The 12,973-nt window shown below is 36.3% G+C and carries 15 protein-coding genes; 9 read left to right on the top strand and 6 right to left on the bottom strand.

Features of this window, described 5'->3' with window-relative positions; all coding sequences use genetic code 11:
- Positions 1–16: 16 nt before the first annotated feature.
- The 3 genes from GTR01_RS16330 to GTR01_RS16320 form a co-directional block, all read right to left on the bottom strand.
- Positions 17–967 carry a type IX secretion system membrane protein PorP/SprF gene (locus GTR01_RS16330; protein ID WP_160138869.1) on the bottom strand — a complete coding sequence of 317 codons (951 nt, stop codon included), beginning with the start codon at positions 965–967 and terminating at the stop codon, positions 17–19.
- A gap of 51 nt (positions 968–1,018) precedes the next feature.
- Positions 1,019–2,092, bottom strand: a complete 1,074-nt coding sequence (locus GTR01_RS16325) for an RluA family pseudouridine synthase (RefSeq protein WP_185155141.1) — start codon at positions 2,090–2,092, stop codon at positions 1,019–1,021.
- Between the two features lie 73 nt (positions 2,093–2,165).
- Positions 2,166–3,257: a PASTA domain-containing protein gene (locus GTR01_RS16320; protein WP_160138868.1), complete on the bottom strand. Its 1,092-nt coding sequence runs from the start codon at positions 3,255–3,257 to the stop codon at positions 2,166–2,168.
- A gap of 156 nt (positions 3,258–3,413) precedes the next feature.
- Here GTR01_RS16320 and GTR01_RS16315 point away from each other — a divergent pair, with 156 nt between their 5' ends.
- The 4 genes from GTR01_RS16315 to GTR01_RS16300 all read left to right on the top strand — a co-directional run bounded on the left by GTR01_RS16315 (position 3,414) and on the right by GTR01_RS16300 (position 6,230).
- A complete protein-coding gene (locus GTR01_RS16315) occupies positions 3,414–4,403 on the top strand; it encodes a D-alanine--D-alanine ligase (RefSeq protein WP_160138867.1) in 990 nt (329 codons plus the stop codon).
- Positions 4,404–4,477: 74 nt separating this feature from the next.
- Positions 4,478–4,942, top strand: coding sequence for a pantetheine-phosphate adenylyltransferase (coaD, locus tag GTR01_RS16310; RefSeq protein ID WP_045492768.1), 465 nt, complete (start codon positions 4,478–4,480; stop codon positions 4,940–4,942).
- A gap of 114 nt (positions 4,943–5,056) precedes the next feature.
- Complete coding sequence (locus tag GTR01_RS16305) at positions 5,057–5,689, top strand: trimeric intracellular cation channel family protein (protein ID WP_160138866.1); 633 nt, start codon at positions 5,057–5,059, stop codon at positions 5,687–5,689.
- A gap of 4 nt (positions 5,690–5,693) precedes the next feature.
- Entirely contained in the window at positions 5,694–6,230 is a 537-nt protein-coding gene (locus GTR01_RS16300; RefSeq protein WP_160138865.1) for a hypothetical protein, read from the top strand.
- A gap of 39 nt (positions 6,231–6,269) precedes the next feature.
- Here the strand turns inward: GTR01_RS16300 and GTR01_RS16295 are convergent, their stop codons facing one another.
- Both GTR01_RS16295 and GTR01_RS16290 read right to left on the bottom strand, forming a co-directional pair.
- Positions 6,270–6,836: a DUF2892 domain-containing protein gene (locus GTR01_RS16295; protein WP_160138864.1), complete on the bottom strand. Its 567-nt coding sequence runs from the start codon at positions 6,834–6,836 to the stop codon at positions 6,270–6,272.
- Positions 6,837–6,956: 120 nt separating this feature from the next.
- On the bottom strand, positions 6,957–7,454 hold the full coding sequence (locus GTR01_RS16290; protein ID WP_160138863.1) for a dihydrofolate reductase: 498 nt from the start codon (positions 7,452–7,454) through the stop codon (positions 6,957–6,959).
- A 75-nt stretch (positions 7,455–7,529) separates the two neighbouring features.
- Between GTR01_RS16290 and GTR01_RS16285 the strand changes: the two genes are divergently transcribed.
- The 5 genes from GTR01_RS16285 (at position 7,530) to GTR01_RS16265 (ending at position 11,974) form a co-directional block, all read left to right on the top strand.
- Positions 7,530–8,135, top strand: coding sequence for a LemA family protein (locus tag GTR01_RS16285; RefSeq protein ID WP_160138862.1), 606 nt, complete (start codon positions 7,530–7,532; stop codon positions 8,133–8,135).
- A gap of 2 nt (positions 8,136–8,137) precedes the next feature.
- Positions 8,138–8,566, top strand: a complete 429-nt coding sequence (locus GTR01_RS16280; protein ID WP_185155140.1) for a TPM domain-containing protein — start codon at positions 8,138–8,140, stop codon at positions 8,564–8,566.
- Complete coding sequence (locus tag GTR01_RS16275; RefSeq protein WP_160138861.1) at positions 8,547–9,365, top strand: TPM domain-containing protein; 819 nt, start codon at positions 8,547–8,549, stop codon at positions 9,363–9,365. Before GTR01_RS16280 ends, GTR01_RS16275 begins: the two co-directional genes overlap by 20 nt.
- A gap of 197 nt (positions 9,366–9,562) precedes the next feature.
- Positions 9,563–10,084: an NAD(P)H-dependent oxidoreductase gene (locus GTR01_RS16270; RefSeq protein WP_160138860.1), complete on the top strand. Its 522-nt coding sequence runs from the start codon at positions 9,563–9,565 to the stop codon at positions 10,082–10,084.
- A 3-nt stretch (positions 10,085–10,087) separates the two neighbouring features.
- Entirely contained in the window at positions 10,088–11,974 is a 1,887-nt protein-coding gene (locus tag GTR01_RS16265) for a monovalent cation:proton antiporter-2 (CPA2) family protein (RefSeq protein WP_160138859.1), read from the top strand.
- A 1-nt stretch (position 11,975) separates the two neighbouring features.
- Here GTR01_RS16265 and GTR01_RS16260 read toward each other — a convergent pair whose 3' ends face one another.
- Positions 11,976–12,791, bottom strand: coding sequence for a GIN domain-containing protein (locus GTR01_RS16260; protein WP_160138858.1), 816 nt, complete (start codon positions 12,789–12,791; stop codon positions 11,976–11,978).
- Positions 12,792–12,973 lie beyond the last annotated feature (182 nt).

The following is a 12,973-nucleotide window of genomic DNA, read 5'->3' as shown; positions in this document are numbered from 1 at the left end:
ATTTAAATTAAATTGATTAATATCTATATCCTCGAACATTAATAAAGTTATCGAAATTATAACCAAGTCCGATCATGAAACTGTTTCCTCCGTATTTCTGAATATCAGACAATCCAAGGTTGTAAGTAGCCCCAATCATAAATTTGTTGAATCTTACTTTAACAATCGGAGCAATTTCCAACTGCTGGCTGTCAAATCTATTCTGAGCTGCTCTATAACTTACCCCAACAGAAAATGCATTGACTTCATTAGAGAAGGTTGCCATTAGGTTATAATCCATTACTCTTGTTGAATTCGTGTTCAGGTTGATCATCATAGCAGGAGTTAACATGATATTATCAGCAATATTCCAGTTATATCCTAAATTTAAGAAAAACTTAATTGGTGAAGGTTCAAACCCGTTTACAATAGGCTTATCATTCCCTAAAGCGATATCATTTACCGAAACACCCCCGAAAAGGTTTCTATAAGTTGCAGCCAAACCGAAATTAGCATAAGCCATGAAAATGTTCTCGCCGTTGCCTTTAATTAATGGGTCATTCTGTTCTTCAACATTAATTTTAGAATAATCAAAATTTCTATTATACAAACTAACACTGGTACCAAATGAGAACTGATCTTTTCTGTCTCCTTCACTACTTAGAGGAATAAAATATGAAGCACCTGCTGTAACACCACCTGCAGATTCTGCACCATTGCTGTCTCTGAATACGGTAATACCGGCACCTACTCTATCGAAAATGTTTGCATTGATTCCCACTGATTGTACATTTGGGGATTCGCTGAATTTTGAAAATTGTTTTTGATAAATGGCATTGAGCTGTACGTAGTCTGTTTTACCGTACTGAGCTGGGTTGAACAGGAAGTCACCATCCAAAAGATACTGTTGATAATATGGTAGTGATTCTTGTGCTTTGTATGCATTTGACAAAAGAGCTAAACATACGATAGCATATAGTTTTCTCATAACAAATCTTGATTTCAATTCAACAAATATAAAAAAAATCTCAATATATTTTTAGTTTTCCAAATAATTTCTCCATTTTTTTACAGCATCCGCCATATCTTTGGGCATTGGGCTTTCAAAATATAATTCCTTTTTTGTTGTTGGGTGTATAAATCCTAGGGTATGCGCATGCAAAGCATGTCTTGGAAGAATTTCGAAAACATTTTTAATAAATTGTTTATACTTTGGGAGATTCACCCCTCTTAAAGGAGTATGTCCTTCATAGCGCTCATCATTGAATAAAGTATGCCCAATATGTTTGAAGTGTGCTCTGATCTGATGGGTTCTTCCGGTTTCAAGCTTACATTCCACCCATGTCATATATTTAAATCTCTCTAAGACTTTATAATGGGTAACGGCATGTTTCCCCTGACTTCCATCTTCATAAACAGACATCTGCATCCTGTTTTTAGGGTGTCTTCCAATATGTCCTCTTATCGTTCCTTCTTCATCTTTAGGATTCCCCCACACAAAAGCCCAGTATAACCTTTTTGTTGTTCTGTTGAAGAATTGTTTAGCTAAGAAGCTTAATGCATATTCATTTTTAGCGACTACCAGAAGTCCGGAAGTATCCTTATCAATCCTATGAACAAGTCCTACTCTGTCAAGGTCAGACTTTTCCCCATTTTTTTCAAAATGAAAGGCCAAGGCATTTACCAGTGTGCCATCCCAGTTTCCATGTCCCGGATGCACTACCATACCCGCTTCTTTATCTACTACGACCAGATCATCATCTTCATAAACAATATTCACAGGAATATCCTGTGGAATAATTACATTTTCTCTTGGGGGACGCGTTAGCAATACAGAAACCTGATCTCCGGGTTTCACCCTGTAATTTTGTTTTACTGCAGTTCCGTTGACTATAACGTTTCCAGCCCTGCAGGTCTGTGAAATTTTGTTCCTTGAAGAATTCTGGCGGTGTATTAAAAGAAACTTATCAATTCTTAACGGTTCTTGTTTGGGATCAACAATGATATTAAGATGTTCGTATAACCCTTTATTTTCCTCATCAATATCGATATTATCAATACTGTTTGAATCCAATAATTCTTCGTCTAAAAAATCTTCGTTATCTTCTGACATTGTATTTATTTTTTTACACAAAAGGCTTCAACATTTTGCAGTTGAAGCCTATATTTTTACTATTAATCTATATTTATTCTACGACTACTTTCTTAGCCTTTGGCTTTTGAGCAGGTTGCTGTGCAGGGTTTGAAGCTGCAGGTTTCGCAGTGTTTCCTGTAGCCGGAGTACTGGTAGAAGCTTTAGGCTTCTCTGTTCCTGTAGTTACAGGTTTCGGAGTTGTAGACTGAGGCTTTGGAGTCTCTGTTTTTGGAGCTTCGGCCTTCGGTGTTTCTCTTTTAGGTGCTGGAGCAGGTACTACTGGCGCATCATAACGAGGTTCATTATGAACTTCTTCATATCGCACCGGTGGCAGAGAAGTATCTACCTTCATTCGGTAAATAGAATTCAACTGTTCCACTTTTGCTCTAAGCTCTGCCGGAGTTTTTTTACTTGCCCAAAGGTCAATCTGCATGCCCTGATCACGAACATCTCCTGATGCAGGATCCTGATAGTAGATAATATCAGACTCATCCTTACCACCATCTTCATATTCTACCAATCCTACTTCAAACATACTCTTGGTAATGACTGCTCTTGCTTCTTTTACAGAAAGTCCTACTACATTCGGGATAGAGATATTTCTCATTGGCCCAGATCCTACCACAACGTCAATAATAGAGAATCTAGGAATTTTGGTACCTGGATTTACGGCATTTCCTTTATATAAAATTCTTAAAAGAGCATCTTTCTGAATACTTGGTTCATAGATAGTATCACCAATTTTAAGACCTACCTGATCCAATCTCTGGAATGCCAATCCTGAATATTTATTGATCACATCCGGAACTACAATAGGAGCCCATGTTCTTGGATTTACTTTAAGACGTACTGTTCTTCCATCCTTTACACGAGAACCTGGCGCAGGATAAATCTGCAGCACTTGAAACGGTCTGTATTTAGGATCATAATTAGCACTGTCCACATCATATTCCAAGCCTGTGTCATCTAATATTTTAACGGCATCATGCACGGATTTATTTACAACATTGGGGACAGGAATTTCCTGGCCATGATTAGTATGGTACTCTAACCAGCGGAACGTAAGCCATACTAGCCCTACGAAAACACCGATTGCCACTACTAAATTCACTAAAACTTTCCAATTGAAAAGTGATTTAAGCATACTTAAAAATACTTTAATTATAACCGCAAATATAGCTAATAATTTTAGAATGGACTTTTTATTTAACACAATTCATTTTTGATTTTAAAATTTCCCGATTTCCCGTATTGCATTGCATAAAATGTTTAAATTTGCCTCAATTGATACTATATGGTTATGAACAAAAAAAGTGTTGCCGTAGTAATGGGAGGCTATTCCGATGAATATGTTGTATCCTTAAAAAGCGGGCAGTTGATCTATGATTCTTTAGACAGAAATCTGTATGACGTATATAAAGTAGTAGTTCTTAAAGATGAGTGGTATTTTTTAAGAGAAGATGATAAAAAACTCCCTATCAACAGAGGAGATTTCTCTGTTACCTTAGATAATGGAGAAACATTAAAATTTGATGTATGTTTCAATATCATTCACGGAACACCAGGTGAGAATGGTATTTTACAGGCTTATTGGGATGCCATAGGTCAAAAATATACAGGTTGTGATTTTTATCAGAGTGCCCTTACTTTCAATAAAAAAGATACGCTTGCCGTATTGTCAAAATATGGAATTCCATCGGCAAAAAGCATCTATCTAAGAAAAGGTGAAGAAATCAATGTGGATAAAATTGTAGAAGAATTAAAACTTCCACTTTTTGTAAAACCAAACCAATCCGGATCTTCTCTTGGAATTTCTAAAGTAAAAGAAAAATCTGAACTGATTGCTGCTACAGAATTTGCTTTCAAAGAAGACCACGAAATCTTGATTGAAAGTTTCCTAAACGGAATGGAAGTTTCAGTAGGTGTTATTGATTTTAAAGGTGAAACCATTGTTTTAGGAATTACGGAAATTGTTCCTACAAAAGAGTTCTTCGATTATGAAGCTAAATATGAAGGTGCTTCTGAAGAAATCACCCCTGCAAGAATTGACGAAGAAACTACAAAAAGAGTAGAAGAAATAGCTAAAAGAGCTTATAATTCCCTTGGCATGAGCGGTTTTTCGCGAAGCGAATTTATTTTAATGGATGGCATTCCTTATATGCTTGAAATGAATACCAACCCGGGATTCTCTCCTGCAAGCATTCTTCCTCAGCAAGCAAAACACTATGGAATTTCCATTATGGATCTTTGTGGAAACGAAGTTGAAAAAGCTTTAAATAAAAGAAAATAGATAGTAGAAGCGAGACATTAAAGGTTAGAATTTAAACCAATATATGGATAACTCAAAATCATAACTCATACAACATGAAAATTGCTGTTTTCCCAGGGTCATTCGACCCTATCACTTTAGGACATTACGATATTATAGAAAGAGCGGCACCGCTATTTGATAAATTAATAATTGCTATTGGGCAGAATTCCCAGAAGAAATATATGTTTCCTCTTGAAAAAAGAAAGGAGTTCATTCAAAATTCCGTAGCAGAATTTCCCAATGTAGAAGTAGACTCATTTGAAGGCTTAACAGTGGATTACTGTTTTGAAAAGAATGCTCAATATATCATCAGAGGCCTTAGAAACCCTGCAGATTTTGAATTCGAAAAGGCCATTGCTCATACCAACAGAACTTTAGCCCACAAAAAACTGGAAACCGTATTCTTATTAACTTCATCCGGGAAATCTTTTATCAGCAGCAGCATCGTAAGAGAAATCATCACCCACGGTGGCGAATACGAACTGATGGTTCCAGATTCTGTAAGGGTTGAACGATAAACAGTATTATAATTGATAAGCGATAAATGATAATTGATACAATGGCCAAGAATTTGCTTAAGCAGAAAAATCACTCATCAATTATCATTTATCAACGATCATTTATAATTATATATGCACGAACAGTTCAATTTTGCCATAGAAGTACTTGGAACCATTGCGTTTTCCATGTCAGGAAGTTTTGCAGCCATGCAGAAACGGCTTGATCCTTTTGGCGTTCTTATTATTGCCTTTGTTACTTCCGTAGGTGGAGGAACTGTAAGGGATCTCCTATTGGATATTCCTGTATTCTGGATGCATGATCTTTTGATGTGTGCCCTGATTCTCATTACCAGTATCTTTTCAATGGTATTCAAGTCCCTTGAAAAAAACTTTAAGGTAACCTTATTTATTTTCGACAGTTTCGGACTGGGATTATTTACCATTATTGGTATTCAAAAAGGGCTGAACGTAGGTATCCATCCTTTAATCTGTATTGGTCTGGGAACCATCACAGGGTGCTTTGGAGGAATTATCCGGGATATATTACTCAACAGAATTCCTTTGATCTTCAGAAAAGAGATCTATGCTACTGCATGTATTGTAGGTGGAGCGGCGTTTTTATTAATGACAAAGTATACACCCCTTTCTTATACTTTTGTGCAGATTTTTACCATTTTATTGATTGTTGCCATTCGAACACTTGCCGTGAAATATCAATGGCAAATGCCCAAATTTTATGGTTATGATCAAACCTCGGAAATGTAGTGATATGAAAAAACATTACTTCATTATTCTGGCATTTTCTTTATTATCCTGTAAAAAGGAACACAAATTTGATCTTGATAAGGATCTTTATCAGTTTTCAGAAAAAATGGAGAATGGAGATACAGTGACAATCAATACTAATCTTTCAGCGTGTACTTTTTTCGCATTTGAAACATATACTTTTATCAAGCAAAATGACACTCTCTTCTTAGAAAAATATTCTCAGATAGATACGGGTGGAAAAAAAACTCAAACATTACCTAAGATCATTTATAAAATTAAAGCAAGAGATCCTCTTTCTTTTGAAAATTATCTTAAATACCTTAACAAAGAGAACAGGATAGAACAGAATACTAATTTCCCCCTAGTTTCCGTGAATTACAAAAATCAGAAACATAATTTTTATGATGATGGCCTTCGTGATAGATTTATAAAACTGGATAGCTTACTCCGTGTAAAAGAAAACATTTATCCCAAAGATACCTTTTTCCATCAGGAAGCTCCACCTCCTCCTCCTAATAAGAAAAACAAAAAGTCCTGAAAATTCAGGACTTTTTTATATGAATCTGAGGATTTCTTATTAGAATCTACCTCTTTGTCTCATGTTAGGATTGTGCATGTGCTTCTGCATAGTTGGCATTTTCAGCTGATCTTTCATCATTTTGATCTGATCAGTCATCATTCCTGCACTGTCTAATCTTTTAGCTTCTTCCAATAGTTTTTGTCCTTCCTGTCTTCTCCCTTTAGAAAGAGCTGCTGCTGCAAGATTTAAAGTAGCCATTGCTCTGTCGTGCTTCATATTCAAACCATATTCTAAAGCTTTTTTCATTAGCGGCTCCACTTTTGTCGGGTGATCCTGAGCTTGTGTTAACCCTAATAGATAATGGAAATATCCATATTGAGTTTTATGTAATTGCCCTTGGTAGTCTGTTACTTTAGATAACCATTCAGCTGCTTTTTCCATATTTTGTTTTCTCAATTGCCAGAATGCCAAAAGAATATATTCATTTTTAAAGAAAAGAGCAATTGGAATGGCTGCCAAAAGAAATACAACAATTCCCCAACCAAGACTTCTTGTGTAAAACATCATATAAAGTCCTAGAAGAATAAGGATTGCTGCTACCGCAATTTTTATGTATTTATTCATTATTAAATTTTAGAAGTGCAAAGATAATAAATTTAAAGGTTAAAGTTCAAAAAGTCAATGGTGAATGGTAATTATCCTATCCTAATCGATTTTTAAACTCACTTATTATACAGAATTCTGTTAAGCTTCACTCTTTATTCTTTCAAACGTCTGGAAACAGAAATCATAGCCATTCTTTTCGTCTTTTTCATGGCAGACTTCATTGGTCTTTTTCCAGATTTTCTCATTGATCTTCGGGAAAAAGGTATCCGCTTTCAGATCTGCTTTCACTAAAGTAACCTCAAGCTTATCCACAAGCTCCATGGTCTGTTCATAGATATTACCTCCGCCGATAACGAAAACTTCTTCATCGATCTTTTTAGCAAACTTGAGAGCTTCTTTAAGGCTTCCTACAATCAGAATTCCTTCCTCAAACCAATCTTTTTTTCTTGAAACAACAATATTTGTACGATTAGGAAGTGGCTTTCCTATACTTTCATATGTTTTTCTTCCCATAATGATCGGATGTCCCGAGGTAAGGTCTTTAAAATGTTTTAAATCTTTCGGAAGATGCCAAAGCAACTGGTTTTCAAAACCAATCTCATTCTTCTCTCCCATAGCTACCACTATTGTTGTCATTCAAATATAATTTTTTACAAAATTAGCACATAATTTGTATATTTGATTAGCACAAAAAATTAAAAAAAATAAACTATGAAAAATAAAGGATGTCTGGGCGCAGGAACTATTGGTATTGCCCTCCTTGTTATTGTTGCTGTTTTATTCTTTTGGGGAAAAAGCGGATATAACAATTTTGTTAACAAAGAACAGACTGTTAACGCAAAATGGTCTAATGTAGAGACTGTGTATCAGAAAAGAGCTAATCTTATCCCTAACCTGGAGAGAACTGTAAAATCGTATTCAAAATTTGAACAGGAAACTTTAACACAAGTTGTAGAAGCACGTTCTAAAGCGACTTCTGTCAATATTGATCCTACCAATATGACTGATGCTGATATTGCTAAATTCCAGGCTGCACAAGGAGAATTATCCGGGGCGTTAAGCAGATTAATGGCTGTGGTAGAGTCTTATCCTAATTTAAAGGCAGATCAGCAGTATATTAACTTCCAAAGAGAGTATACCGCTATTGAAAACAGTATCAGAACAGAAACTGTTTATTATAACGATGCTGCAAAGGATTACAACACCTCTATCAAGACTTTCCCAAATAATATTTTGGCGAATTTCACCAACTTTAAAGAAAAACCTTATTTCAAAGCTGATGCAGGAGCTCAGAAAGCCCCTGAAGTATTCAAATAATAATGGGTAATTTCCTTACAAATCAACAGATCGCTTCCCTTGTGGAAGCGATTCAGTCAGCAGAAGACCATTCTACGGGAGAGATTAGAGTACATATTGACTCTAATACAGAAAAACGGGATGCTAAAACAGCATTCGAGGTTTTCAAAGAACTGTGTATGGATAAGACTACTGATAGGAATGCTGTGCTTTTTCATGTAAATTTTGAACAAAAATACCTCACCATAATCGGAGATGTAGGAATTCATGCAAAAGTAAGTCAATCGTATTGGGATCATCTGCATGACTATATCACTTCTGAATTTGCCAAAGGAAATTATTATAAAGCGTTGAAAAGTGCTATTCTGGAAACAGGCCTTGAACTTAAAAAACATTTTCCTGTAGAAGGAGAAAACCCAAACCAACTTCCAAATGAAATTACGTTCTCTTAAAATAGTATTTTCATTTTTACTGATCTGCTTTTACACATTTGTATCAGCACAATACACTATTCCTCAAAAACCAGCTGTTTTATACCCTGTTTTTGATGAAGCCGGAATTCTTTCCGAACAGGAAAAGAGTGAACTTAATAATAAGCTTATCAAATTTGCTGATTCCACTTCTACTGAAATTGAAGTTGTGATCATCAAATCAACCAAAGGCGAAGATGTTAACTTTCTGGCCACCATGTTTGGTGAGCAATGGAAGATCGGAAAAAAAGGCGTAGATAACGGTGTTGTTTTCCTTATTGCTACTGAAGACCATACCATGTCTATTCAGCAGGGAAGAGCTGTAGAACAATACCTTACTGCATCTGTTGCAGGACAGATTCTTGATTATATCGTTACTCCCAATTTTAAAAAAGGACTTTGGTATGAGGGTATCAATCGTGGTACCTCAGCCATTATGGAGGCCGTTGAGGGCAAATTCAAACCGGTTCCAACGACGGCACCTTCCGGTGACGGAAGTGCCCTAAAGGTTTTGATTATCGCATTTGTTATTTTTATCATCATTGCTATCCTCTTTGGCAATCGAGGCGGTGGTGGCGGCGGCCATGGTAATAATGACGATGATGATGTCATCATTACCCGAAGAGGACGCAGAAATTATCCTGGTGGGTTCTTCCCATTCCCAGGTGGTTTTGGAGGCGGAGGCTTCGGTGGTGGAAGTTCCGGCGGTGGTGGCGGTGGCTTTGGAGGCTTCGGCGGTGGCGGAAGTTTCGGCGGCGGCGGTGCATCCGGAGGATGGTAATCTTACAATAATTACAATCATTTATAAACAGATCAGGTCTTTAAGACCTGATTTTTTATTTAAAAAACTAAAATAACAGTATTTCTTTGACTTTAATTAACATTAAATACACTTTCACATATTAAAAAATTAATAAATCAACATAAAACCTAGCTTTTATTCAATATTTTTTCACTATATTTACTGAAAACAGGATTATGAAGAAGACGCTGGTAGTATTTGCACACCCTTATCTGGAGCACTCTAATTCGAATGTAGAGCTCATTAATTTCTACGTTCGCCACCAGCATTATACCCTAAGAGATCTTTATGAAGAATATCCTGACTTCCATATTGCCGCCTTCAGGGAAAGGAAACGTTTGGCCAATTATGACCGATTTGTGTTCCAATTTCCATTGATCTGGTTCGGAATGCCTCCTCTATTAAGATTATGGATTGATGAAGTTTTCGACAGAGACTGGCTACAGCCCGGTAAACACAACCCTCTGGAAAATAAAGAAGTTTATATACTGGTAACGACCGGAGGAAAGGAAAGATCTTTCAGTAAAGATGGAACTTATCAGTACACCATTGATGAACTCATCAGCGGACTGATTGTTTCATTAAAGGTCTTCAAGGCTGATATCAAACACATCAAAATTGTTTACGAAGCCAATAAATTGTCTAAAAAAGAAATTATTCTGCATAAAAAAGAGTTTACAGAACTGCTCAATCAATAACATATGGAGTCCAGCTTAGCGATGAACACATTACTTTTTCTGGGTGTAGCTATTATCATGGTTCCACTAGCCAGAAAATTGGGATTGAGTTCAGTAATCGGTTATATTTTAGGGGGAATCATCATTGGCCCCTATGTCCTCAGCCTCACTGGTAATAATGTAAATGACATTATGCACGCCAGTGAATTTGGGGTTATCATGCTTTTATTTATCGTTGGTCTTGAATTGGAACCTAGGAAATTCTGGGAAATGCGAAAGAAAATAATGGGATTGGGACTCACTCAGATGCTTCTTACCATTTTATTGTTATTCGTGGTATTCATCAGTGTAGGCTGGAGAGTCGATAAGGCTATTGCAGTGGCTATGTGTTTTGCTTTATCCTCTACAGCCATTGTATTACAGACACTGCAGGAAAAGAATAATTTTAAAACCACCGCTGGAGAAGCTTCATTTTCTACCCTTTTATTTCAGGATATTTCTGTGATCCCTATTTTGGCTATTCTTCCCATTATTGCCAATTATAAGGCAAAACATCACGATAATGAAATTCAAATCCTGATACAAAAGCTTCCGGAATGGCTTCAGGCAAGCACCGTTATTCTTGGGGTCGCTCTATTGATTCTATTAGGCAGATATGTATTTGTTCCTTTTTTACGCTATGTCTCAAAATCCGGAATGACGGAATTATTAACGGCTTCTTCCCTATTTCTTGTTATCGGCGTATCCGAACTGATGATAGTTATTGGACTTTCTCCTGCATTAGGTGCATTCCTTGCCGGAGTAATGCTGGCAAACAGTGAGTTCCGCCACGAACTTGAAGCTCAGATTAATCCGTTTAAAGGATTGTTATTGGCCGTATTTTTTGTCAGTGTAGGGTCAACAATTAATTTTAATATTATTCAGAAAGATCCATTATTCATTTTCAGTACTGTATTTGCAGTATTGGCTGTGAAGTTTTTGGTATTGTATACCATTGGAAAATTCTATAAAATAGATACCCCACAAAGTCTTTTCTATGCTTTTGCCCTTTCGCAGGTAGGAGAATTTGCCTTTGTACTGATTAACTATGCATCAGATCTTTATCTCCTGAGCCCAGAACTCAATGCTCAGATGATGGCCGTTACAGCAATTACGATGTGCATTACTCCTATTCTTCTTATTCTGAATGATAAATTTATTACTCCAAAATTCATTCGCGAAGTTCCTGAAGAAGATCATGATTTCAATATTCTGGACAGTGATGTAACCCAGAAGAAGATCATCATTGTAGGTTTCGGACATTTTGGAAGCACCGTAGGCCGTCTTTTAAAAGCCAATAAAATAGCGGCAACCGTTTTAGACAGAGATTCGGATCGTGTGAAATTGTTGAGAAGTTATGGTTTTAAAGTATATTATGGAGATGCTACAAGGATTCCTATCCTAAGAGCTGCAGGAATTGAAGATGCTGAGATTCTGGTATTATGTCTTGATGATTCGGATGATAATATGTTTATAGCAGAGCTTGTTCGCGAACATTATCCGGAGGTTAAAATATTTGTAAGAGCAAAAAACAGAATTGACGCTTATGAGTATCTGAATAATGGAGTAAATAACATTTACCGGGAAACTTTGGGAACTGCTGTGGATATGGCTGTGGATGTCCTGCATGAAACAGGAATGAGAAAATATGCAGCAAGACGACTGGGACAACGATTTATGGCGATTGATAAAGCCTCTATCAGAAAGCTGGCGAAAGCATCAGAAGATAGTGATATTGCTTTATTTACGACAAAAGAAATCCTCCAGCGTGAGGAGGAACTTTTGGCTTATGATAATCTTAATTTTGATCATAAAAATTGGGATTCTTCTTTATCCACAGAGGAAGATGATGATGAAGAATCCCAGGATTAATTTATTGAATATTTATACTTCCGCCACTGCTTTCGTCCTTAATAACATTTTTAAGTTCTCCTTTTCTGGCAATATCTACACTTCCGCCTGAAGAGGCTTCTGCTTTAACGGAAGAAACGGCGCTGATCTGGATGCTGGCTCCACTGGATGCCTCAGCTTCTACATGATCTGCAATAACTCCCTTAGCTGAAATACTACTGCCTGAAGAAGAACTGATATCCGCTTTTTTAGCTTTTCCTGAAATATCGATACTCGATCCTGATGAAGAGTCTATATCAAGATTTACAGCCCATATTTTACCGCTGAAACTACTGCTGCTGTCTGTATTAATATTAAACTCATTAGCCTCCAGATCTCCTGAAACACTTCCAGCACTTGATGCTTCAATACTTGTTTTTTCCTGAGTAAACTTGTCTTTCACACTGATACTTGCTGCTGATTCGGCCACCAGTTTTGTAAAATCTTTAGTATAAATTTTTGCTGTAACCTTACTGATATTCATCACTCTGATTCCTTTCTTATAATGAATATGAAGCTTTCCGCCACTGTTTTCTACAAGAACCTCATCGATGATGCTTTGTGGAGCTGAAATGATTACTTTTTCAACATCTGATTTGATCACCTCTGCTTCAATAGCCTGGGAAACCTGAATTTCATCAAAATCTCCATTGAATTCTCTCTGCTGAATAGGCCCTGTTTCCTTATTGATAACTTTCTCTACCCAGCCACTTTTTTCCTTGTTTTTTTTCTCATGTCTTTCATTACATGAGGCTAAAACCACTAAGGCCGAAAAAATAAAAAGAGTTCTTTTTTTCATGTTTATTTCTTTTATAGATTATTTTTTTGATAATATAATTTAATAACAACTAAAATATAAAAAATATTACATCTTCTTCTCATTATCCTTTTAGTCTCTGTAATTCAAGGGTTGAAAAACGTTAGCAACCACAAAGATTTCATTACGGTTTACATAAAAATGTTAAAACAACCGTTTTATTA

This window comes from Chryseobacterium sp. c4a, assembly GCF_009900745.1.
GTDB lineage: Bacteria > Bacteroidota > Bacteroidia > Flavobacteriales > Weeksellaceae > Chryseobacterium.
Note: the sequence above shows the minus strand (reverse complement) of the source record. Positions and strands in the feature narration are given on the sequence as shown.